General features: G+C 36.7%; 14 protein-coding genes. 1 reads left to right on the plus strand and 13 read right to left on the minus strand.

What is annotated here, in order from left to right; translation table 11 throughout:
* Positions 1-38: 38 nt before the first annotated feature.
* The 5 genes from B176_RS0116970 to B176_RS0116990 form a co-directional block, all read right to left on the minus strand.
* A complete protein-coding gene (locus B176_RS0116970) occupies positions 39-1811 on the minus strand; it encodes a T9SS type A sorting domain-containing protein (RefSeq protein ID WP_017260033.1) in 1773 nt (590 codons plus the stop codon).
* Between the two features lie 100 nt (positions 1812-1911).
* Positions 1912-2562: a hypothetical protein gene (locus B176_RS0116975; protein WP_154648027.1), complete on the minus strand. Its 651-nt coding sequence runs from the start codon at positions 2560-2562 to the stop codon at positions 1912-1914.
* 32 nt (positions 2563-2594) lie between these two features.
* Positions 2595-3863 carry a sialidase family protein gene (locus tag B176_RS19875; RefSeq protein WP_161603038.1) on the minus strand — a complete coding sequence of 423 codons (1269 nt, stop codon included), beginning with the start codon at positions 3861-3863 and terminating at the stop codon, positions 2595-2597.
* A gap of 238 nt (positions 3864-4101) precedes the next feature.
* The gene (locus B176_RS20460) at positions 4102-7044 is read right to left on the minus strand and encodes a T9SS type A sorting domain-containing protein (RefSeq protein ID WP_083852741.1); all 2943 of its coding nucleotides are present in this window, start codon (positions 7042-7044) and stop codon (positions 4102-4104) included.
* A 38-nt stretch (positions 7045-7082) separates the two neighbouring features.
* Positions 7083-9062, minus strand: a complete 1980-nt coding sequence (locus B176_RS0116990; protein WP_017260037.1) for an FG-GAP repeat domain-containing protein — start codon at positions 9060-9062, stop codon at positions 7083-7085.
* Between the two features lie 774 nt (positions 9063-9836).
* Here B176_RS0116990 and tnpA point away from each other — a divergent pair.
* Entirely contained in the window at positions 9837-10283 is a 447-nt protein-coding gene (gene tnpA / locus B176_RS0117000) for an IS200/IS605 family transposase (RefSeq protein ID WP_017258097.1), read from the plus strand.
* 86 nt (positions 10284-10369) lie between these two features.
* On the opposite strand, the gene B176_RS0117005 is transcribed toward tnpA, so the two are convergent.
* From B176_RS0117005 to B176_RS0117040, 8 genes are all read right to left on the minus strand, one after another.
* Entirely contained in the window at positions 10370-11995 is a 1626-nt protein-coding gene (locus B176_RS0117005) for a beta-N-acetylhexosaminidase (RefSeq protein ID WP_040540763.1), read from the minus strand.
* Between the two features lie 22 nt (positions 11996-12017).
* Entirely contained in the window at positions 12018-15344 is a 3327-nt protein-coding gene (locus B176_RS0117010) for a glycoside hydrolase family 2 TIM barrel-domain containing protein (protein ID WP_017260040.1), read from the minus strand.
* A gap of 3 nt (positions 15345-15347) precedes the next feature.
* Positions 15348-16724 carry a Gfo/Idh/MocA family protein gene (locus B176_RS0117015; protein ID WP_017260041.1) on the minus strand — a complete coding sequence of 459 codons (1377 nt, stop codon included), beginning with the start codon at positions 16722-16724 and terminating at the stop codon, positions 15348-15350.
* Positions 16725-17022: 298 nt separating this feature from the next.
* Complete coding sequence (locus B176_RS0117020) at positions 17023-17922, minus strand: hypothetical protein (RefSeq protein WP_193372313.1); 900 nt, start codon at positions 17920-17922, stop codon at positions 17023-17025.
* 85 nt (positions 17923-18007) lie between these two features.
* On the minus strand, positions 18008-18829 hold the full coding sequence (locus B176_RS0117025) for a glycoside hydrolase family 16 protein (RefSeq protein WP_017260043.1): 822 nt from the start codon (positions 18827-18829) through the stop codon (positions 18008-18010).
* 345 nt (positions 18830-19174) lie between these two features.
* On the minus strand, positions 19175-21766 hold the full coding sequence (locus tag B176_RS0117030) for a family 20 glycosylhydrolase (protein ID WP_193372314.1): 2592 nt from the start codon (positions 21764-21766) through the stop codon (positions 19175-19177).
* Between the two features lie 20 nt (positions 21767-21786).
* Positions 21787-22968 carry an AGE family epimerase/isomerase gene (locus B176_RS0117035; protein ID WP_017260045.1) on the minus strand — a complete coding sequence of 394 codons (1182 nt, stop codon included), beginning with the start codon at positions 22966-22968 and terminating at the stop codon, positions 21787-21789.
* On the minus strand, positions 22958-25045 hold the full coding sequence (locus B176_RS0117040; protein ID WP_017260046.1) for a GDSL-type esterase/lipase family protein: 2088 nt from the start codon (positions 25043-25045) through the stop codon (positions 22958-22960). The genes B176_RS0117035 and B176_RS0117040 overlap by 11 nt, the downstream gene beginning before the upstream one ends.
* Between the last annotated feature and the right edge of the window lie 2 nt (positions 25046-25047).

A 25047-nucleotide genomic window follows, 5' to 3' on the forward strand; every position in this document is an offset into this window, starting at 1 on the left:
TTACGTAGTAAATAGTTTGTTTGATAAGCATCAAGTACTTACCAAATAAACTTAGTGGTTAATATTCTTGTACTCGTTTTTAAAGTAGCAATATAAATTCCTTTGTTGGCTACAAAAGGCACTTCAATAACATCATTGTTACCTCCATCTAAAGAAACTGTTTGTTTGGAAACAACCCTTCCGTTGGTATCTATAATTTGTAGCAAACCCTCGCCTGCTATTGCACCTTGTATATTAATTTGTAATGAAGCATCTTTTTGATGAACTTTTATTTGTGCTATTTCATCAATACTGTTTTTGATGCTGATAATATCAAATTCCTGACGTTGGCCGTCTTTATCCACTTGCTGTAATTGGTAATAATTAGTGCCATTAACAGGGCTATAATCCATTAAACTATAGTTTGTTGTAGCAGTACTGTTACCTGCGCCGTTAACCTTACCTAGTAAAACATTAGGCTTACCCGTAGTTGATTTATAAACTTCGAAATATGAATTGTTTTGTTCTGAAGCGGTTTGCCAGTTTAATCTGATTCCGTTGAGTTCTTTTTTACCTGTAAATGAGGTGAGTTTTATAGGAAGAGGATCTTCTTCTTCCAACTTCCCTTTGATGTAAATACTGTTAAAAGCAGTGGTTGTAGCACTAAAACGACCGAATCCAGTCACGCCAGTCTCGCTAGTATTACCCCAAATGTATAATCGGAATATTACGTTTGTTTCTGGAAGAATATTTTTAAGGGCAGCAATTGAGCTTAAATCAAGGTACATATCTAATCCATCTGACTTTGCTGTAAATACGCCAGACGAACCTATATCTGTGAAATTAACGTTATCAAGACTGTATTTCCACTGATAACTTGCAGGTCCATTAGCTAATCTCCTATATCTATACCACAATTCATCTAATGATGCTTTATACAAGGCAATAGACTTTAATTCGAGTTGATAATATTCATTATTTTCTACTGCATCAGAAAGAGTTACCGAGCTAATGCCTAATGTAGAAGTGTAAGAAGTTGCAAAATTACCCGCTGTTAAGCCTGCACCTCTTGATAATTTTACCGTATTTAAATTAGCGCTTTTAGCTGTAGCATCTACAGACCCTGTAGTGGTACCCGATAAACCGCTAAATTGCCAAGAAGCAATTTCTGAATTAGTAGAAAGCGCTACGGGAGCTGCAGTAGTTATTCCTCTTAGCATGAGCGAAGCAGAACCAGCAGCTGAAGAAGACTTGCCAATAGCAGAAGTATTTGTACTGGCAGTACCTACACCTCCCCAACCATACAACCTAAAAGTTACCTCAGTGTTTTTTGGAACATTTTGTAAGGTAGCAACTGAACTTAAATTTAAAGTTGGCTGGGCAACTCCTGCGTCAGCACTGGCGTTATATACCGGAAAAGCACTATCAGTAGCTCCTAAAACCGTAAAATCTAAATCTCCAGCTTTTTTGTATGCCCAACGGTAATTTTTTGCCCCACTTGAGTGCGTTCTTAACTTCACATCTATACCAGCTAAAGACATATATTCTGCAGTGGTTTCTACATTAAATTCTATATAAGCGTTTGCTGTTTTAGCATTCTCATAACTATTAGATGCCTCAGCAAATCTTATTGAAAAACCATAAGAATATCCTCCGCCCACAACTGCACCTCCACCCCTTACTAAAGTAGAACTCAACATATTTGGATCATTATAAGTGGATCCAGTAGCGTTAGCTGTAGAGAAATCCCATTCCAATAATTGCCCGAAAACCTGTGTTTGCGCACTTACCATAAGTACTACTAAACAAACCATTAAGTAAATTTTCTTCATACTATTAATTTTTAAATTGGTTAATAATTGATTTTATTTCAAGACCTTAATTTAAGTCAGGCTGAGCGGAGTCGAAGCCTCCCGCTCAGCCTCACATCTTTTATTTACTTACTGTTCCTTTTATAGCAAGTACATTACTCCCTTTACTATTTGATTTACCAAAGCCAAAAGCCCTTTGGTTCCCCGATTCTCCAACACCTCCCCAAGCGTATATTCTAAATGTGATGGTTTTAGACGCTGGTACATTCTGCAAGTCTTTGTATTCTGCTAAACTAATTTGCGACTGCTTAATTCCGTTATTATTTAAATCGTTGATAATTACGTCTTCAGTACCTACTTCTTTGAAGTTTTCGCCATCTAAACTATACATCCAGCGGTACACGTGTGCTGATACTTCCTGTCTTCTTAAAACTGCATCCAAAGACGCCAACGACACTTTATATCCTGCTTTAGCTTTCACAGTAAACTGATAATAAGCTCCTGATTTTTTAGCTTCCTCTTTATTGGCATCTATAGGGAAGTTACCGCTAAACCCTCTGGAATTCCCTTGTTTAGGAATTGCATTTGGACCTCTTGTTAAAACAGATTGTTCCAAATTATCGTCATTAGTAGTTGCTTTTGCAGTACGATCAATACCTTTTGAAGGCTCGGGCAAAGCAAACTGCCAAGCCAGTATTTGACTGTAACCTATGGTGCTTAAACACATAAACAAACCTAAAACCAGTACTCTAGACAAAACCTTCTTCTTCATAATTTTCATTCTTTATTGTTATACTCAATTGATTAATTCGTGGTGTCTGCCAAATCTGCGGGAGAATCGGCCATGGTCATTGTTCTAAAATTTTTAAAACGATGAAAAGTGATATAATTAGAATCGTGATAATTTATGGAGTTCCAAGCTGTTCTTGATACTGCTATAATATCTCCTCCATCAAAAACAAAATCGAGGTATTGAAAAGCATATTTATCTTCCATGGTGGTGGTTTTACCTTCGTTCCACCTTAAAACTTTGGTATGCTCTGTCCAATTCACTAAATCTGGAGAGGAAGTTAGCATTACCACATTTCGTTGATTATTTGGCAAAGTTTTAAAAGACGAACCAGGCTTGTTAGCTGTTATTTTATTTACTAAACTCCAATACTTCTTAGAAACTGGATCATAGCGAACAGTAAACTTTGTTTCGGCTCCTGGAAAATGTACTAAGCCTGTTTTGGTATCGAAAGACATCTTTTTACCATCAGGAGAAACTGCTAGTTTCCCCGCAACTTCATACCTAAGCATCCCTTCGGCAATACCATGCAACTTATAAGTGTCTTTTGGCTTTTGTCTAGTTTCTAATCTTATCAGGTCTATTAAGTCACCATTTGGAGCAACAACCATGTTACCTTCTCTCCATATAGGTAATCTTGCGTTTAACCAAGTAGTGTCAAATACAATTCCGTTACTTCTTTGCCAGTTTTTAGCATTTAATAAATCGGATTTTTCTGGAGCAGAAATCACTAAAGCTTCAAATCGTCTTGTATTTTTTGAATCTGGATCTTCTTCATAGGCTTTCCATACCCTGCCGTTGTGTTTAACTACGGCTGTAGGTGCGGTGTGGTAACGTCCTTTAAAAAGCAATCCTTTATCTTGGGTGTGATTTGTAGTCCAAGTTTTTCCTTTATCAGTAGATTTAGAAATTACTACATCTCCGATAGAACCTCTAGTTCCTAAAAGATATAATGCGTTTTCATTTACAAATAAAGAAGCCCAATACATTTCACTTACTTCGCCTTGCTTGCTCCAAGTAACCCCTTTATCTACTGACCGGTATATTACAGTAACTCGGGGCTCATTTTTATACAAAACACCATAACGATCATGCGAAACCACATAACTACCATCGGGCAGTATGGCTATAGCGGGCGAAGCTACGTAACTGCCCTTAATTGCTTTAGCAACTACAACACCCGGTACCTCCTGAGCATTTACTGATATGTAACAAAAAAAAACAAAAACTAGCGTTAAGTATTTTTTAAAAACACAAGTTGTTATTTTTCTATCGGAGAACATCTGCACCATTTTTATAAAAAGTAATATTAGGTTTACAAAACAGCCTGTATCCTGTTTGGCGACTGCTTCTTTGCTATCTATAAAGTTAAACAGCTATTGGTAGAAAAATCTTATTGTAATTATCTGATGTATGTACTTTATTATCATTCGAAACAGATTAAAATAAAGAGAAACAAAAAACATACAAAACATAAGTCTTCCATGCCTTAATATTTCTTCTATACCCAAAACGTGATTACTATTTTTTAACGAATTTTAAGGCTGATTTTTCCTTTTTTCCTTCATACACTAGTATGTAAATACCACTGTTTAGAGAAGAAACATTTAAACTTGTTTTAACCGAGCCCAGCGGCACATTATATCTTATTAGTTCTCTTCCATCTGCTGAAAAGACCTTAATTTTTTCATTTACGCCAGAGATTTTATGAGTAATATTTAAAGTATTTTCTACTGGATTTGGAGAAATATTAAAAATGAGATTTCGCTGCATTTCTACCGTAATGATCTCGCTGTACTTATAAGTATCATCACCGTTTACCTGTCTTAATCGGTAATAATTAACAGTAGAGCCAACATTGTTGTCAATAAAAAGATAATTATGATTACCCGCAGAATTAGCTGCCCTTATAGTCCCTAACGCAACGAACGCTGTGTCATCAGCTTTTTTTTCAATGATAAACTCTTTTGTATTCACTTCATTTGTAGTTTGCCAAGTAAGCGTTACTGATGAGTCTATTGAATTGAGTTTTCCGTTGAAATATAAAAGACTTAGCGGTAATGCCCCAAACGTAACAACTAGATGATGGTTTGTATCTGTTGAAATCTGAATATTTGGATCGGTGTTTTCGGGATACAATATACTGGTAGGCTCTTCAAATCCCCTCCTAAATATATAAACCGGGTATTTCCCATCTATGGCTGTTTTGGGTACAGTTGCAATTTCCATTTCGCCAGCAGTTCTAATAAAATATCCAACAGCTAATTGCGACCATCCAATTTCAGAGCGCCCACATCGGTTAATCTCTGTCCCATACTGGTCAAATATCAATATACTATAGTAATCAACATCTCTAATCCTTGATATTTTTTTATCCCAAATGGCAACTATTTCATCACCAGGCAGGTTTTGCTGAAACTCCCCATACCTTTTAACAATCGGGTTACCCACGCGATGATCCAACAATAAATCTGCTGGCGGTGTGGGGTTAAGTTTAAATTCATTGCTATTTACGCCTCCAACTGCAGTAAAAGCAGGAGTTCCTATTGTCGAAAAAACTTCAACCCGCTTTTCATTTCTAGGGATTAATTCATTAGCATCATCATGAAAATCAAAAAGAAAAGATTGATTGGGGATGGTACTATAATCGCTTTTTACATACCAAATATCTACCGTTTCATTTGCCTGATTATTTATAGTGGTGTTCTTTAATGTAAAGAAAACTGGATGTAACACAATTGGATGATTGGTACTTACAAAATTGTTTCCATCTATGGTATTGCCTTCTGTACTCAGCTTAATCCCGATGGAACAATCAATAATATCATTGTTTTTTATCACATTATAAAAAGCATAATCTCTACCTTCTTTGGAAATATCGTAAGAAGGATATCTTCCCATACGAGAGCCAACGTGTACTGCCATTGAATATCCTTCGAACCTATTGTTTTGGATAATAATGTTGTTGGGGATTTCGGTTCTGAGGCTATTACCTTCTCCAGCGTTTCTGTAAATAGATATGCCAATATGTTTAAGCGCTGGGTTTGTTACCAATGGCTTTAAAAAAGTATTATTGATGATATTGGTATTATAAAAGGCATCACCAATAAAATCTCCGTAAGAAGGTTGGTTTTGGGTTAAAGCATTATCTCTAAATATGTTGTTTTGGAAAGTGTTACTATTAGATTTACTGCCCGAATAAATAGCGCCATAACCATTTTCTACCATTGAGCAGTTTTGCATAATTGCATTATCGCCATTGGTATATAGGGCAAACCTGTTTCTTGCAAAAGCACAGTTATCTATCGTAATTGGATGTGCAATACCCGAATTACCTAACCTTATTCCACGGTCGAACCCTTTTAGCGTAAAGTTTTTAATAACGGTTTGCTTAACACCAGATTGTTGCGGTAACGCATATAAAACTCCGCTTATAGGCACACCATTAGTCCAAGGGGAGTTTCCGGCACTATACAAATTTTCTAACGGCTGGTTCTGTTGAGTAGTTGCTATATCTATTACAACACCATTTCCATTAATCTCAATACCTGATTTAACAATTTCAAATAAATAGTTTCCGTTAATCTCAATACCTGGAGTAGTAACAACTTCAAAGGGATAAGAAGTACTAAATTCTGGTTTCCACGGAGAAGAACGAAATGCAAAATCCACATCTGTACTCAACTGAAAGGGTTTCGTTATTTTACCAAATTGATCATAATGATCTGCCCAAATTACCGTATCCCAAGGTGCAAAAAGACTGGTTGACATTGCAAGTGGCGTTACAACACCATCAATAGCGAGGGCTACATTATTGCTTGATTTACCAATAGCAAATGGAGCATCTGTTGCTGTAGCTCCCCAAGCATATAATCTAAAGGTAATTACACTATCAACAGGTACATATTGCAATGCCTCAATAGCAAACAGATCAATCTTTGGCTGAAGGTCTCCAGATGGCGAAATTTCCTCATGCTCTACATCAGAATTTCCAATCTCAGTAAAAACCATATTATTAGCTGCTTTACCATGTTCATTTACGCTAAATGCCCACCGGTAAGTGTTTGGTGATGGATCCGTTCTACGAAGCATAACACGCAATGCAGTTAAAGAAACGTTATAACCAGCTCTAGCCTGTACAGAAAACTCGAAATATCTGTTATTCTGTTTGGCATCTAACTTGGTTCCTCCATTAGGAAACGCACCGTTAAAAGTACGTACAACCCGGCCTGTTGGCACTCCAACTCCCAAACCACGTTTTAATACTGATATTTCTAAATTAGGATGCGTTGTTGTTGAGCTGATGGTTTTCTCCGTACCAAATGAATTTCCTGATGCATCTTCATAACCTTGCGCAAACTGCCATGCTATTATCGGATTTTTAATATCAGTTATTTGGCTATAAGCTGTAGTAACACTTATAAGCATAAAGAACAGCAACTTATAACTAAATATTTTTCTCATCAAATTCTGTCTATAAACAAATAATTAGGTCATTGCTATTACCAGCTTAAATCTTTTCTATCGTAATAAATAAAAGTTCCATATTCTGTACCTACAACTAGGTTTAAAGTTTTTCCATCTCCTCCGATATAACTTGTTGTGGGAGCACACTCATGTGCTCCAAGTAAAATATCATCTCCTTTAAACTTCATCATTTTAGGAAACTCGAAAACGGGATTAGCATCTGTACCAGCATTCTTCATAAACAATACGGCAGCTCCCTCGTTTTTTTTGGCTCTGTTATAAGGCAAACCTGTGGTTGGGTTTGGTATAGATGCTCCTCTGCCTGTACCTACAAGCATATCTTTTACACCATCTCCGTCCCAATCTACAATATGGATTTTTGCTCGGCCAACTTGCCCTCCTTTACGCCTGTGTCCATTGATGTAAGATCCGTCAGTTAATTTTAGTTTGCCGGCATCTTCAATATTATGTGCATCTATTTTATAGTAAAGATGAAACTGGTTATCCCTATCTAGGATAACATATGCGTCTTTTCCTGCTAAATTTGCCACGCCAGGTGTAGAACGCCAGCCACCATGAACATCTAAACCTTTAATAAAAAGCGGTTGTTCTATGGTTAACTGCGGCTGTGTCTTGCTTCCTTTGTTAATATAAACCACAAACTTACCACGGCTATCTCCCGTCAGGATATCTGGCAAACCATCTCCGCTCCAGTCATAAACTACCGGACAAACGTAGCCCCACCGTGATTCATACGGGCCTTGTATATCTTCTCTGTAGCCTGGCTGAACATGAATACTGGTACCTCCGGCGGTTAGGGCTTCGGGGTTTTGATAAGCGGGCTGGACATTAGTTCCGGTATTCTTAAAAAACAGAATGTTCCCAGCTGAATTACCAGAGATAATATCTATCAACCCATCGCCATCCCAATCTGCTAAACTTGGTACTACCAATGAACCGCCATAAAGCATAGGGTTTTCTTGCATAACCGCACTTGCATCTTCAAAAACAAGGTTTCCGTTTTTATCCTTTTGCTGGGTATTCTTATAGAAAAATATCCCTCCTTCGCCAGAGAGCAATAATCCCTCGGTATTCTTAGGTCCTTTAAAATAGCCTGGATATCCGTTTACCGTTGGACTACGTTGTATGATATGATTTTTGTTTACCACATATTTGCTGGAATGTAGTTTTCCCTTAGCTACTTGGTAAGCATGTATATTCCCGAACCTTGTTCCATAAATTACATACTGTTCTTTATTAGCTGATTGGTATCCGGTATATCCACTAATGCCATAATAAGTTTGATCTAAGGTTGTTAAGGGCTTAGCATTAAGTGTTTTCAAATCATTTAAATCATCTGCTAAGGCCGCGTAGGTTCCTACTTCGATAAGCTCATTAGGCCAAAATCCTTCGGGAGTATAATATGCACTGTCCGTTTGTATTTTAATTACAGGCGAACTGCTTTCGTTAGCAACCGTAAATAAAAAAAGATATTTACCTTCTGGGGTTTTTACTACGCCAAAACTTGAGAAGCCTCGGGGCAATCCGTTAACAGTAATCGTCTTTAATTCATCAAAAGAAGTTGTTGATTTATTTAAAACTGAGGACTTAATTACCTTACCCCCAAAGCGCCAAAACCCAAAAACTTGCTTGTCTGCTGTTTCAACTATGGTGCTTCTATTTTCCCCAGTATCTTTAAAAGGGAGTTTCACTTTAACTCCTTGCGAGAATACGGGCTCTCCTTTTTCTGTCAGTTTTTTAAAATAATATAAATAAGTGCCTGGCGCTCTACTATCTGATTGGATAAAAAGATCCGGATATTCATCATTATCTACGTTTGCCAAGCCCATAATTAACCCGGTAAGAGAAGGACTTGCAAATTGACCTACTCCATTAACAGATCCGTTTTTGATAGGCTTTCCACTCTCCAACAATTTTCCTTGTGCATGACTTAGTGTACTAGCTGTAGCAAAACAAAGCATTAACAAGCTGTTTTTAAGTAGTTTACAGAACATTAGTTTTAGATTTTTAGACTCTAATTTGGTAAGAGCCTATGTTTATAATTGCAAAAACTAATGTATTAGAATTGTATGAAGATGTTGTAACGTATATTTTCTACAATATCCAATATATTATCATGAATTTGGATAATGCGACATAACTTAGAATAATTAGTGGATTTTCTAATTTTGAAATTAATTATTCCAAGGTTTTTACGGCTATTAGCAATACGTCTTGTGTATGTTTATAAACATACTTTTGAGATGGAGAAATTTTATAATATCCTAGCAATCAAAGGATAGCAAAGCAACTCTTGGCATACTAACTATCAATTGACATTTTACTTCTATCACCCTGTAAAAAACTATAAGTCCAACCTTTTATCATTGTTTAGCAACAAAATTATTCTTTTTAACCGCTAAACCTTATTAAGGGTACTTACCTAGTTGACGTATTAAATTACCATTCTTCTAAACCTCTTTAAATTCTATTCAGCTTTATTCTGTTTCCAGTCATCCGTTCTAAACGGTAAAGCTGCAATCCCATAACTGTTATATAAATTAACATATTGGTAGTTTTTAAACCCATAGCGTACAGCCACTGGATTTTTAACTTTTTCGGAAAAAACCGAAAGCTTATTATTTGTTCCCTTAACGTTTTCTACGGTTGCGGGGTAAAAAACTTTGCTTTGTTTATTTACAGCAAAGAAAAGCACTATCAAAACATCTTCAATCTCTTTTGGTTTGATTCCTCGAAGCTCTGCTTCGATTTTTTTGTAATTTCGGTATGTGAGCGAATATATTCATAAGAAGCATAATGTATCAGTTTTATTATATCATTTTGTATGTCCGGCAAAATATAGGCGAGTGGTATTCAGTGAAGCGGTTGATATCAGTCTAAAAGAAATTTGTGTTGAGATTTCTAAACGGTATGATATAATTTTCATTGAAATTGGGACAGATAAAGACCATGTTCATTTTCTGATTCAGAGTGTACCTATTGAAAGTCCAACAAAAATAATTAGAACTGTAAAAAGTATCACAGCAAAAGAGATTTTCAAAAGACATCCTGAGGTTAAGCTGAAATTGTGGGGCGGAGAATTTTGGTCTAAAGGGTTTTATGTTAACACAGTTGGGAAACATGGAGATGAGAGTACAATTCAGAATTATGTAAAGTCTCAAGGAAAAGCAGAAGAATATAAAAAAATACACAGTCAACAGTTAGAAATGTTCTAATACCTCTGGGGCTCTGCCCCGAGGTAGTTTATTATCGCTGATCAACTGCGTATTATTCCAAGATTTATTTATAATTAAGTTGTTCACTACTCAGCTTCAACAGCATGCTTTGCATATTTTAAACCGGCACTATCAAATCTTTTAGTCAGCACCTGCAATCTGTTTTTAAAATCGTCCCAGTTTCTATTTTCTTTAGGCGACCATAGCACTTCAGAAAGGGCACTCATCCTAGGCAGAACCATATATTCTACATAATCAGAAGTTTTCATGTACTCTGTCCACACGTTTCCTTGAGCTCCCAATATAAACTTGCTTTGCTCTGGACTTAACTCTGCAGGCGTAGGCTCATAGGAGTATACTTTTTCAACTGAAGTAAAACCACCAATTGCTAAAGGCTCTTTATCTACGTCTTTTGATTGATAATGGTCAAAATAGCAGTATTCTCCCGGCGTCATAATAACGGTATGATGTTGCTTTGCAGCTTCTATCCCTCCTTGAATACCTCTCCACGACATTACCGTAGCGTTGGGTGCTAAACCGCCTTCTAAAATCTCATCCCATCCTATAATTTCTCTGCCCTTGCTATTCAAAAACTTCTCTATTCTTTGGATAAAATAGCTTTGTAAACCGTGTTCGTCCTTTAATCCTTCTTTTTGGATAATTGATTGCGCTAACTCACTTTTTTTCCATTCTGTTTTGGGAGCCTCATCACCACCAATGTGGATGTATTTTCCAGGGAACAATGCAATTACCTCGGTTAACACATCTTCTAAAAACTTGAAGGTTTCTTCTTTAGGCGCATAAATTTGGTCAAACACACCCCATTTAGTCCCAACTTCGTAAGGTCCGGTACCGTTACCAAGTTCTGGGTAAGCGGCCAAGGCTGCTAAAGAGTGCCCGGGTAATTCTATTTCGGGAATAATGGTAACGTGTTTAGTAGTTGCATAAGCAACAATATCTTTAACCTGTTCCTGGGTGTAAAAGCCTTCCACCGGTATGCCATCGCCTTTGTAGGGGTCGAAATTTTTGGCTAACATAGTTTCTTTACGCTTAGAACCAATCTCTGTTAATCGAGGATATTTTTTAATTTCAATTCGCCAACCTTGATCTTCTGTTAAATGCCAATGAAAAGTATTCATCCGGTGCATTGCTATTAAATCAATATATTTTTTGATAAAATCGATCGGAAAAAAATGTCTTCCAACATCTAAATGCATCCCACGGTAAGCGTACCTGGGGCTGTCTATAATTTCAACAGCAGGCACCGAAACCTGCTTTAGATTAGTATTTGCATCTTTAGATTTAACAGGTAATAACTGTGCTAAGGTTTGCAATCCGTAAAAAATACCGGTTGAGGTTTTACCTTTAATCGTGATTTTTTTACTGTCTACATAGAGTTCATACCCTTCTGTTGCTTCTATAGATGGATCTAGCAAAAGCTCAATGGTGTGGGTCTTTGATTTTGCATTTGTTTGAAAAATAACCTTGGGAAAGTAATTTTGCAAAATACTTTTAAGAAAAGTTCCCTCGTTTGCCAAGCCATCGTTAAAAACAAGGTTCGTTTTAGCAGAGACTATAAATTTCCCTTCTTTAGGAATTAGTTTAGCAGGGAATGGAATAATTGCGTACTTAGGTTGCTCGTCTGCAAGGGCTTCTGCACTTTTACCTACCAACAAGATAGCAGCAAAAAGGATTAATAACATGTGTTTCATAAATTTTACTTGTTTAAAAAAATTAATTGGTAACTGTCTTCTTGTAGTTTTCTAATAGATTCTCTCTGGATATATTCTTAAACGGAACCATATAAAAGGTATAGGAATTTATTTCGTTTCCTTTAATCTGATATTTCTTTTGGGGTTTTGAATACCAGCTATCATCACCTCCAACGCCTCTTTGCTCCATATCAATGTTTAGCTGCACCAAATCTCTTTCAACAATATCAGTCGTATGTTTGCTTTTATTTACTGCTGGGTTAGGATTTTCTTTATCCGGTCTTTTACTGTTTTCATAAGATAGGCCGGTGGTGATATCAAAATCCTCATTAAGCATGTGTAAAGCGCTCAACCCTAAATTCCTTTTATTATTTAAGGAAGAAACAATCATTAAACCGTTGTGATTTGTATCGCTAAAAGCAGCCCATCTCACATTTGTTTTATAACCGTTTTCTTGAGGGCGGATATAAGGCACATATTGGTCCTTAACATCAGACTCATATAAATCCACAAAAGCAGCTGATTTTCTGTCCTGATAGTTCTCCCAAGGACCCCTACCAAAATAAGTCATCTGACTAAAAGCTTTCGGCAACTGCATTTTCATTCCTACTCTAGGGATATCTGCTTTGTATTGGGTAGAATCGAGTTTATTTTCCACTTTTACAATGCCCGAACCATAAATGGTATATAAGGAACTAAACGTGGTTTCAACTCCTGGTAAATGGTAAGCAACGCTAATTTCTACTGCTCCATTTTTACTTTTTTGAATGTTAACAGTGCTTACTTTAGCAGCTAATGTGGCATTTTTCCATTCGATATTTTTGGTTTCCATGTGGTTACCTAAATCATTATCTGTTGGTGCTCTCCAAAAATTAGGCTGAGGACCGTTTCCATCTTTAATAAGCTCTATACCTTGGTATTGATACGAGATGATTTTACCTTTTGATTGGTCAAATTTTAAACTTAGGTTCTGGTTGGAGATACTTACCAATTCTTTATTTGTTGATAAGTTTAAAGCAAGTTGACTGCTTAACTCATTTGGAACCCATTTGGTCATGTTCAAAGGAATTTGCTCATGAGCTATTTCATAACCTTGTTTAAGTATGCCCCAATCACTTTTTAGCGTAGCCGATAAGTGTACAAAATACTCGGTATTTGCGGAAACTTCAATGCCATTTAAAGGAATATATAGCAATTTACTTACATGGGGTGTTACATGCAGGCTTCCTAAATCCAACGTTTGCAATGTCGCCCCATTCGCCTTAATTTGAACAGTAACGTCGAATTTATCCAGATCGATAAAATCGTATAAATTCTCTACCAATACCCTTAGTTCTTTGTTGCCGTTTATACCTTTGTTTTTAAAGTTGATGTACTCATAAACCTTTTTAACCTCATGTAAAGCAGGGTGTGGTTTACGATCTGGGAAAACAATCCCATTATTTAAGAAACTATTATCAGTAGGCATATTTTTACCATAATCGCCACCATAAGCGTAATAGCGTTCACCTTTTTCATTAGTTTTCCAAAAAGATTGATCTACCCAATCCCAAATAAATCCTCCCTGTAAGTTTTCGTACTGTTCTATAATATCCCAATAATCCTGAAAGTTACCTGTGCTGTTTCCCATCGCGTGAGCGTACTCGCTCGGAATATAAGGCCTGTCGGTTCGGTTTTTCCCTACCTCTTCAAAATCGGCAGGTGATGGATACTGAGGCACAATAATATCTGTATTAACATCCATATCGTAAATACTACCGTCATGATCTTTGTATGCTCGTTCGTATTGTACAGGTCTTTTTGATTGGTCTAAAGCCTTAATAGCATCGTAACCTTTGTAAAAATTAACGCCGTTACCAGCTTCATTTCCCATAGACCAGATAATTACGGAAGGGAAATTTTTATGGCGTTCTACCATGCTAGTCATTCTACTTAGGTGTGCTTTTTCCCATACTGGTTTCTTAGCTAAGGAATATTTGCCGTAATACATTCCATGCGATTCGATATTAGCTTCATCTACCACATAAATACCATATTTACTACAGAGCTCGTAAAAGCGGTCGGCCCGAGGGTAATGACTTAATCTAACCGCATTGATGTTGTTTTCTTTCCATAAACGGATGTCTCTTAATATCGATGCTTCACTAATTACATGCCCTGTTTTAGGGTCTGTTTCTTGTGTGTTTACTCCTTTTAAAGTGATTCTTTGGCCGTTTACCAAAAGCAGTCCACCCTTAATTTCTACTGTTTTAAACCCAATAAAAGATTGGATGACTTCTAAAATATTTCCTTTTTGATTAGTTGTTGAAATCACTAATTTATATAGGTTTGGAGTTTCTGCCGTCCAGGTTTTTACATTTTTAATTAATGCAGAAAATTTTATTTCGGTACTGTCTAAAGATTTTAGTGCTACCTTTTTAAAATCTTTTGCAATTAAGGAGTCTTTTGCATCGATCAATTGATAGTTAACGGTAATATTATCTGTTTTGGGATGATGATTTTTAAGCTGAACAGTCAGCCCTAAATTTCCATCTTGGTAAGAGTTACTCAATAAAGATGTTACTTCAAAATCTTTCACCCTTAACTTAGGCTGTGCATACAGGTAAACACTCCGCTCAATCCCGCTAACTCTCCAAAAATCCTGACACTCTAGATAAGAACCATCGGTATACCTGTAAATTTGTAATGCAATGGTGTTTTTACCCAGCTTTAAATATTTAGATACATTAAACTCGGCAGGCAGTTTGCTATCCTGCGAATAACCTACATAATTGCCGTTTATCCATACAAAACCGCCCGATTTCATCGCACCTATGTGTAAAAACACTTCTTTGTCTTTATCCCAATCCGGTGCTATCGTAAACTCTCGTTTATAAGACCCAACCGGATTATTATCATGAGGAATTTTACCTGGATACTTAGGATAGATACCCTCTACAAATTCCATTTCCTTAGAAATAGGAGCTTTAAAGTCTGAAAATTCGTATTGATGGTTCACGTAAATTGGAACGCCATATCCTTCTAATTCCCAATTAGCCGGCACTTTGATATTGTCCCATGAGCTCACGTTATAGGTGTCTTTAAAAAAATCCATTGGGCGTTCAGCAGGAATTGGTGCCCACTTAAACTTCCATAACCCATCTAATAGCACAAAATTTTCGGGAAGAAAACCTGCTTGATTTGCCGATTTCTCAGACGAATAAGACATAAAACCTGCGTGGGCGTCTTCCTTGTTTTCTGAAATTACATCAGGGTTTTCGATATAGTGATAAATATCCTGTTTCAACTCCTGCGAAAAGCAAAATTGACTGCCTAACGCAATATAAATGATGATAATAATCCGTTTCATATTTTAAAAAGTATCTTTCATCCAATCGTATGGTTTCCTATTAATCCACATGCCTCTAGTAAAGTCTGGAAAATCTTGAGGTTCTCCATTATTTTCGATAGAACGTTCTGATAAAGGTGTTACTGCACTCCAAGCGGCCGCATCATAAGCATCCATTGGTGGGGCAATATTTTGTTTAGCGGATTCAACAAAAGCATTCATTACATAAAAATCTATTCCACCATGACCGGCTTGGGTAGCTTCACTTCCATATTTTTTCCATAGCGGATGGTCATAATCTTTCAACCATTGATCCATGTTATCCCATTCATCGTGTTTCTTGGATTTTCCTTCAACATATATACGTTTCGTATGGTAATCAAACTCTGTTAATCCGTTGGTACCCTGCACTCTAAAACCTAAAGAATATGGGCGTGGTGAGTTACAATCGTGGGTTATGATAATGGTTTCGCCATTTGCGGTATCAATAGTGGTAGTGATCACATCCCCTTGTTTCCATTTCAATTTTGCATTGGGATGATTTTCGCCTCCATTTGGATGGTTTACAATGTATTGGTGTAAGCCTCTGGCTTTTGTTGCATGTGATGTTAGTGATAAAAATCTATTTCCTGCGTTTATATTTGCCATGGCAGCTATTGGTCCTAATCCATGGGTGGGATAGGTATCTGCATTTTGCATCAGAGAGTGCTGTGTACGCCAGTGCGCTTCTGAAAGGCCTTTTTCGCCAAATTCCACTCCTCCACCATAAGGCTGTTTACCATCGTTGAACTTAACACCTCTGAGGTCATGTTGGTAACCGCATCTAAAATGTAATAATTCCCCAAAAACGTTTTGCTTGACCATATTAAGTACAGCAAGCACATCACGTCGGTAATTTACATTTTCCAATATCATCAAATGAGTTCCGGTTTGCTCATGTGTATTTACCAAATCCCAACACTCTTCCAAGGTATTTGCTGCAGAAACTTCTACGCCTGTATATTTTCTTGCAAGCATAGCGTCTTTAGACATCCTTACATGCCATAACCATGGTGTTGCGATGACCACGGCGTCTACCTCTTTTAAATCAAGCAGGTTCCTATAATCCAAATCATTTGCACCAAATACTTTGGCCTTTTTTTGCCCAGCTTTTTCAATTCTTTTTTGTGCAATATCAATTCTGTTCTGATCCACATCACAAATAGCCGTAATTAAAACATCGTTTCTTAATAATAAGTTATCCAGGTGGTTTGTACCGCGAAGTCCTACGCCAATCATCCCTACTCTCAATTTCGTACTTGCATTAGCTATACTTCCTAAGCCGAATGTATTAGACGGTATAATAGCCGTACCTACACCCGCAATTAATGAGTTTTTAATGAAATTCCTTCTTGTTCCCATCGGTTTTTCTTAAGTGATTTAATTTTTTAGTTATTTAATTGGTTAGATTTAGATCGATACATCGGTATATTATGTATGACTTAACAAATATATAATCTTTAATTAGTTATATCAATTCTTGAAAACAACTAATAATAAGTAATCCGTATCTGTTAAATATTAATTGCCCCCAAAACTTTACCTTATATATTTATTTTAAACGAATGCTATTTTTCTTTAGCGCAAGTAAATAATATGTAAAATGAGTTCGCTTGGCAGATAAAACAGTCGTTAATCGATTAAATTAAAAAACGTGTACTTATATCTTAGCAGTAAAAACAAGACCATACCCAATCGCGTTCTTTGTAGCCTCATTAAATTTTGTTTTTTGTGTTTCTCGCGATTTTAAAAATAACTCATCCGTTCCGCTTCCAGTTTCGTATTTGCTGTAATTTGCATTAATACCTAAAGAGAGCTTCCGACAAACTTGAAAGTTTAGCATCGGAGTAACGTTTAGCCCATAACCCTTTGCTGTTTGTTTAAAACTAACTGGATGCTCAAACTCTCCTATTAAAGTCCAATCTCCTAATCCTAAAAAATTAATTTGATGATAGCTTACCGACGTTATAAACCTTGCATTTTTAATCACCCCAAAATTAGCTTGTAACGCAATAAAAGGTCCCACCCATTTTGCTGTGTACTCGCCGATTCTTTTGCTATCGATATTTATACTGTTTATAAGATATTTTTGTGAACTAATGCCATATCCGATATAAGACTCTAGCATTATCTCTTTAATTTTGAATAATTTATAGCCTGCACCTATTTTACAATCATAAAATTTCCCTTTATCTCCATTAAAGTTTTCTGAATAAGAAATGGAAGTCCGGTTATCTTCCTCAAAATCGCGATCAGAAACCACACCTGAAGTTACCGTCGAATAAGTATAATTTCCCATTAATACAAATCGATTAGATACAGTCAATTTAAGATTTGCACCAACTTGAACACTTTTAATCGACGTCCATTTCAGTTCAGACAATATATTTGGGTTTTCCCCATTACTATTCCCTGCGATTGACCATGAAAAATTTTCTGTTTGAGTCCCCAAATTTAAAGAAGCCTCCAAACCATCTTTTTGATAATTTTGAGCATACAAGAACTCTCCGTATAAAACGGTTAATAACCCTATCATCAATGCAAATATCCCCTTACTCAAAATACCTTTTTACAAATTTTATAACATAATAAAAGTTGAGCTATTGCCCAACTTTTATCATAACGTATCTCTTGTTAATATTTGATTAGTTAATTGTATATACCCTCACGTAGTCAACATCCATCTGCGCTGGCAACTTAGTGTCATCTACGTTAAATCCTGGCCAGTCTCCTCCAACTGCTAGATTTAGTAATAAGTATTGGGCTTGGTGTAACTCCCATGTGCCATTTGGCGCTCCTAATATATTTTGAGTTTTATATAATACCGAATCTACATACCATTTAATAGAACTAGAAGTCCATTCAACAGCATAAATATGATAGCTACCAATTGTAGTTGTGGTGTTTCCAGTTGAGCTTTGATGCCCATTGTTATCCCAATGCGTTGTACCGTAAATCTTATTATTGGTATTCAACTGCTCCATGATATCAATTTCCCCACATTGTGGCCAAGGATATACGCCAATATTTGCACCTAAAGTCCAAAACGCAGGAAATTCACCAAGAAAAACTGGCAATTTAATACGAGCCTCTATACGTCCGTACTGTTTAGTAAATTTATTACGCGTGTTGATCTTCCCTGACGTATAGTTTTTCCCACCGTAGGTTTCTTTTTTTGCAATCAAATGCAGAGCCCCATTAGACACGTATCTGTTTACGTCTCTATCAGTATAATATTGTAGTTCATTATTCCTGATACCGGTTTCGCTTGTCCATTTTGTTGCATCGGGCGCCCCCGTGTAATTAAACTCATCCTGCCAAACTAATGTTAATGCTCGTTGGGTGGTTGTTTTTTCGTCTAAATTTGTGTCAACCTGAGTAGTGTTCTTTTTACAGGAAGTTAGTAGGGGGTTCAATAAAAAAAATAAGCTCCCCACAAAAAAATAATTAAAAATTTTTCGTTTCATAATGGTTTTTATTTACGGTTGATTGGTTGTAAGAGATACACATTTAAGACGAGTAACCTAAACCTAAGTAGTATAGATTAGAAAAATCTTATTTTAAAACACTTTTATCGATAAAGGCAGATGTGTTAATATTAAAGAATGGATTTGATAAATAGGTAATCTGTACAAAACCCGATATACTAGTCAAAAATAGTTGACAGAACACCTGTATCTATCTATGAAACGGCGAGGTGTATCGAGTCAAATTGAAAGCGATTTCAACTCTACCCATACTACAGAACCAGGGGTTCTTCAGTATTCTTTGATAATTACTTTGGATATACAGAGACGGCTTAAAGCGAATTATTAAGGTGTTACATTTACTATTGTAAACATCCATTTCTCTGGATTATTCCAATTTCTCCCGGCAAATCTACCAATGGGAGCCTTAACTTTAAAAGTGTTCCATCCTTTTTTTAACTGCAAAAAAGTTGGCGCTCTATACTCATATCCTTCGTTTGCGATTGGAACCTCCAAATTACCTTTTTGTCCGCCATGTAGCCACTGTGGTGGTTCAACAAGTTCTCCATTTAGCCAAACTTTAGATTGGTGGTTATCCCAAGTTCCCTCTTGTGGTGTATCGGTAGCTTGAGACCTCGAAAAATTATTAAATCCTATCCAAAACCCTCGAACCGTATCTTGGTCTGACCAGATTTTGTGGAAGGCATACCAAGTAGTATTTTCACTGGGTTTTGTTAAAACACCTTCAATTTTTGGAGCCCACCAATGCCTTAAAACAATAGTACCTCCAACTGCCAAACTATTGGGTTTTGCTTTTTCTGGATCAAATCCAGGGTTTTCAGGTTCAAATTTAACAGCTAAATTTCCTTTGTTTATATAAGGTCCAAAAAGTTTCCATGTAATATCAGACTGCTTAAAATAAGGAAACGAAAGTTTTTTGAAATACAACTTCTTATGATCCATCAATCGGTTTTCGAAACCTTCAAATGCTTCAAAGGCTTCCTCTCCTTTTAAATTTGCGTTTGCTACCCAACCCGCATAACCACCGCCTACCCAAGTACGTTCCGCAAATGCGAGCATGGCTGGGTAAACTCCATTCATTTTAATAACATCTTCTTCCTGCGCCACGGCTCTATCTGGCCACAGACATAAAGTGGCTCCAAGCGCTTCTTTATTTCCCGAATCCACATCTGCCAACTGGCGGTTAAAAATAGTAACCACACTTTCCAAAGGATCCATATGGTTTAGGTACAAATGCCTGGAATCTATATATTGGATTTTAGTTTTACCAGCAGTTAAACCTGCATCGTCCATCCAAAGCTGCCTAATTGTAGATTCATCAAAATTTCCGCCCGGTTCCCAACCAATTATTGTTTTATTTAGTGATTTGAGAAAAGCGGAAATTTCCGGTAAAAAGTTTCTATTCGTTATCTTAACTTCATCAGCACCAATATGGATATAGGAAAGTTCATAAGTCTCAAAAAATTCTTTAAGGATATTCTTAACAATTGCTAAACCAGCATCGCTCTGCATATCTGTTTTCATTGCTCGCTTAAATGCAGCACTATGCCCAGGCATATCAATTTCGGGTAAAAAAAGAATATGTCTGTCTTTGCAGTAATTAATTAAATCTTTTATTTCTGCTTCGGAATAGTACATGCCCTTGTTACGTTCCATATATTCGGGCATGGTAAGTTCTGGATAGGCTTTAACGGCTAACCGCCAAGCTATATCTTCTGTTAAATGCATGTGAAATACATTTAATTTGTAAGATGCCATTATGTCTATCTGTTGTTTTAAGAGTTTAACAGACTGGTAATTACGTCCTACATCTACCATATATCCTCTCCACGTAAAGGCGGGTGTATCGTTTATTTCTACTGTGTTTATAAAATATCCATCACGGCTTAATTGCTTTAGCGTTTGAATGCCGTAAAAAAAGCCGGCTTTTGCTTGCGCTTGAAGTAAAATTTTGTTGGTATCAACTTTTAAATGATAGGATTCTGAATTTGGACTTAGCGATAAGGGTTCTTTTTGTTGCGAAAGCTGAATAAAGCAATCATCGGTTTTTTTTTTTGTGATACCCACCCGAAGTCCAAGTTTATATAAGATTTCTTGAAGTAAGACAGCTTCCGTTTTTAACGAGTCAGTATCGTAAACAATGTACTTCACTTTATACAGCGGAAATAATTCTTTGCCCAAAACAACGCTTTTAGGTTGCGGTATAATCGAAGCTTGTTTGTTTAAATCATACACATAAGGATACAAAAGATGTTTCCATAAAGCATAGCCAGCACCTTTTAAATGCAAACCGTCATTGGTAAAGTTGGCGTTCAGCTTTCCTTGCTTATCGCAAAAATCGTTGTAGAAATCAAGGAACGTATAATTGAGCTTTTTTGATTCGGATTGTAAAAGCGTATTGACCTGTAAAATGGAAGCTGTTTTATTGGTATGTGTAGCAAATGTTTTAAAACTGTTGTTAACCGGCAAAATGCTTTGAACAAAAATTTGTGTCGAGGGGCTTTCTTGTTTAATGTAGTTGGTAATTAAACTGATGTTCTTAAACAAACTGTCAACGCTGACGTTTCTGGCCAGGTCATTTATCCCTATTAAAAGGAAAACCTTTTTTGGTTGTCTGTTAATTAATGAAGGTAAACGGTTTATAACACCAGCGCTAATATCGCCGCTGATACCCATGTTTAAAATATCAGTATCGCCAAAAATTGTAGCCCACTCTCCTCCGTCTGTTATACTATCGCCAATAAAAAGAGTCTGATGCTCCTTTTTTGGCAATGTTTCAAAATGACTTAGCTTTTGCCAGTAGTAGGTAGAAAAAGCGGTCTGAGAAAAACTTGGTAATGCCAGTTGCGCAAACCCGCTTATACTACAGAAAAGAATAAATACAAGAAAATAAAAACACCTAAACAACTTCATCATCATCGAGAATTACAAATACTTTAATAACCTAATTCACCTAATAACTGTGCGCAATACCATTCCTGGCGGGGTAAATGAAAAGGTCCTTTAAACAGATTTCCTTTTGCCGTTTGAGCTACCGAACCGTCTTTGTGTAAATAACCAAACCACTCTCCATTCTTCTTATCGTGAAATTTATCATAAGCATAATCATGAATCATTTGATGCCAGCGGGCATACTTCTCATTGCCGGTTAAAGTATAAGCTAAAAGTGTAGCGATAATAGCCTCATTTTGTGGCCACCAAAACTTCATGTCCTGCCAGTATTCTTGCACAGGTTTATCATACACATCTTTAAAATAAAATATCCCCCCGTGTTCTTTATCCCATCCCCTTTCCCACATATAATCAAGCATTTTACACCCTAATTTAATCAATTCGGGATCATTATTACGATATTTTGCTTCGTGTAAAATAAACCAGGCTCCTTCAATAGCATGACCGGGATTAAGTGTTCTTCCATCAATATGATCAATAATTTCACCGTCTGGAGAAACCTGCTCCATTACACACTGAATATCATCTTTTACAAAATATGTTTTGATCTCTTCAATCCAATTGCTAATCAAATCATCACAACGTGGGTCGCCAATAGTTTCTCGCAACTGTTGAGCGGTATTCATCATAATCATAGGCACTCCAATTCCTCTTGATGGACGAGTATTTGTAAACTTAGCTGGTAATAAGCCTGGTGTGGTGGCATATTTTATGCATTTTCCAAATAAGAAACGGGCTTTTTCTGCTGCAGCTTCATCACCACTCGCTTTTGCATAGGCGGCGTTGGCTATTACTGCAAAGGTTTCTGAAAAGTAGTAACGCCGTTTACGGATCGGTTTACCATCACGCGTAACGTGAAAAAACATTTGCCCATCAGTATCAAAACAATGTTTGTTCAAAAAATCAATACCAGACTTTGCCCCGGCAAGCCATGCTGCCTTTGGTTCTATGGTATTGTATAATGTAGCTAAAAGCCAAGCTCCTCTGCCTTGAATCCAAACTGCCTTATCATCGTCTATCAAGGTGCCATCTTGGTCACGCATAAATAAATATCCACCGTGTTCTTCATCAATTGATTTCGGGAACCAAAACGGGATGGTATCTTTTAATAATTGATCTTTATAGAACTTAGCAAGTCCTTCTAATTGTTGATCGTTATATTTCATTGCTTTGGTTTAGAGGCATACAAAAAGTAGAAGCTGGCAACTTGGCTTCGTTAACAAGATTTGCTTTAGTAAAAGGTTGCCAAGCGTATAAAATTTTAACAACTTTTAGGTTTTGGGGGATGTTTAAATGAACCTCATTTTTAAAAATTGTTGCTTTAACGGCTAATCGATTGCCTTTGTTGGTAACAATTTCAAACCCTAATAACTGAGGGTTATCGCCAAATGAGAGGGCAACTGTATTGCTAAAAGTAATAATAATAGTGCTCTTATTCTGTGTTGCTTTTAGCGGAATGGGACCTGTAGCAACTATATTTTTATGGTAAGTATTTTTCAATGCCAATAAGGCAAGCCGTTCTCCCACCTGCTTTTTTTGGGTAGGATGAACGTTTAATGAGTCACCCAAATCGGAACTTACGGCCATCCCAGAATTAGGAATTAAGCTTTGAAGTTTTCCTTGAACATCTCTAAAGAACGACCAAGAGGGGCGATCTATGGATGATAATTGCACATAATAAAACGGAAAATCAAAACCCCATTTTTTGCGCCAGCTTTTAACCATTAGCGGAAATTCATGACTAAAAAGTTCTGGGTTGTGCGCATTACTTTCGCCCTGATACCATATTGCTCCTTTAATTGGAAAACTGGTTAGCTTTGAAATACCTGCTTCGAAGTTGTAAGTTGGTTCATAAGGATGTCGTTGTTTAGGATTTGTCGCATTTTTCAGATTCATAGCTGCCCGCTCTCTTACCCAAGGCTGAATAAAATCCGATTTGCGCCAATTATCCAACATATCAACCATCAAGTTATCTTGCTCCATGGTTTCCCTGTCTATCCACGATTCAAGAGTTGAACCACCTACCGCCATTTGAATTAATCCTATTGGAATATGCACCTCTTTGTTTAGCTTTTCTCCAAAGTAATAAGCAATCGCAGAAAATTGAGCTCCGGAATTTTCACTAAGCGTATCCCATCTACCAGAGAAATAATCAAGTTGATTTATTTTAGCAAGTGTAACAGAATCCCAAGAAGTATGATCGGTTTCAGCAAGCGTATTAAATTTCAACAATCTGATAGGCAAATTTTTGTTTAAATGGCTTAACGTAGCTTTTGCTGTGGCCGATGATTTTAGCGGAAAAGCCATATTCGACTGACCTGAACATAGCCACACATCGCCGATTAAAATATTTTTGAGCGTAATGGATTGGTATTGAGTGGATATTTTTAACTGATATGGTCCGCCAAATTTCATTGCTGGCAACTGTACTTTCCATTTACCAAATTGGTTGGTAATTACTTCCTTTTTAATCTGATTAAAGCTAATCTCAACTTTATCATTGGCATTGGCTGTTCCGTAAATTGCAATAGGCTGATCTCGCTGCAGAACCATGTTATTGGTAAATATGGGGTCCAATGTAAATCCACCAAAATCTCCGGTTATATGCTCATAAACTGTTTTTGCTATTATCCCAGTTCCTACTACATCAGGATGGAGGTTGTCTGCAAAAAGATTGGGGTGATGATTTAAAGGTGCATTTAAATCAATCAATTGTGCTTCATTGGCTTTAGCAATGAGGGGTATTTTATCTTGAATTTGTTGATACCAATCTCGTGTACCCGATTTAAACCTTGGGTGTCCACTAAAAATTGGCGTAAGCTTACAGATGTATATTTTAATTTCAGGGTTATCTTGTCTTAATGTATCTATAAGCCATGCGTAATCTGCTTCAAAATCGTTTTTATAATTAGGCCAGTTTCTGGGGTCGGTATCATTTAAGCCTAGGTGAACAATGGCTATATCAGCATGAAAATCTAAGGCGTTAATAAACTCTCTAGTCTTATAAAAAGGATTATGTCCTTTTTTCAACAATGTAGCTCCACTATGCCCAAAATTACTGACCAAGTATTTATCGCCTAGCAATTGTTGCAACTGGGCTGGATAGGATTCTTTTTCTGGATTTTTAAGTAAATAACCAGCGGTTACAGAATTTCCGATACAGGCAATTTTAATTTTTTGAGCATAAGCGTTACCCCCAATCAAAAAGATTAGCCAAATATTTAACCTGAAAAAGAATTTCATGG

The organism is Pedobacter arcticus A12, assembly GCF_000302595.1.
Taxonomy (GTDB): domain Bacteria; phylum Bacteroidota; class Bacteroidia; order Sphingobacteriales; family Sphingobacteriaceae; genus Pseudopedobacter; species Pseudopedobacter arcticus.

Excerpts from the sequence above, each read along its gene's own strand:
- B176_RS0116970 (WP_017260033.1), bottom strand. The coding sequence starts at position 1,811 with ATGAAGAAAATTTACTTAATGGTTTGTTTAGTAGTACTTATGGTAAGT.
- B176_RS0116975 (WP_154648027.1), bottom strand. The coding sequence starts at position 2,562 with ATGAAGAAGAAGGTTTTGTCTAGAGTACTGGTTTTAGGTTTGTTTATG.
- B176_RS19875 (WP_161603038.1), bottom strand. The coding sequence starts at position 3,863 with ATGTTCTCCGATAGAAAAATAACAACTTGTGTTTTTAAAAAATACTTA.
- B176_RS20460 (WP_083852741.1), bottom strand. The coding sequence starts at position 7,044 with ATGAGAAAAATATTTAGTTATAAGTTGCTGTTCTTTATGCTTATAAGT.
- B176_RS0116990 (WP_017260037.1), bottom strand. The coding sequence starts at position 9,062 with ATGTTCTGTAAACTACTTAAAAACAGCTTGTTAATGCTTTGTTTTGCT.
- B176_RS0117005 (WP_040540763.1), bottom strand. The coding sequence starts at position 11,995 with ATGAAACACATGTTATTAATCCTTTTTGCTGCTATCTTGTTGGTAGGT.
- B176_RS0117010 (WP_017260040.1), bottom strand. The coding sequence starts at position 15,344 with ATGAAACGGATTATTATCATCATTTATATTGCGTTAGGCAGTCAATTT.
- B176_RS0117015 (WP_017260041.1), bottom strand. The coding sequence starts at position 16,724 with ATGGGAACAAGAAGGAATTTCATTAAAAACTCATTAATTGCGGGTGTA.
- B176_RS0117025 (WP_017260043.1), bottom strand. The coding sequence starts at position 18,829 with ATGAAACGAAAAATTTTTAATTATTTTTTTGTGGGGAGCTTATTTTTT.
- B176_RS0117030 (WP_193372314.1), bottom strand. The coding sequence starts at position 21,766 with ATGATGAAGTTGTTTAGGTGTTTTTATTTTCTTGTATTTATTCTTTTC.
- B176_RS0117035 (WP_017260045.1), bottom strand. The coding sequence starts at position 22,968 with ATGAAATATAACGATCAACAATTAGAAGGACTTGCTAAGTTCTATAAA.
- B176_RS0117040 (WP_017260046.1), bottom strand. The coding sequence starts at position 25,045 with ATGAAATTCTTTTTCAGGTTAAATATTTGGCTAATCTTTTTGATTGGG.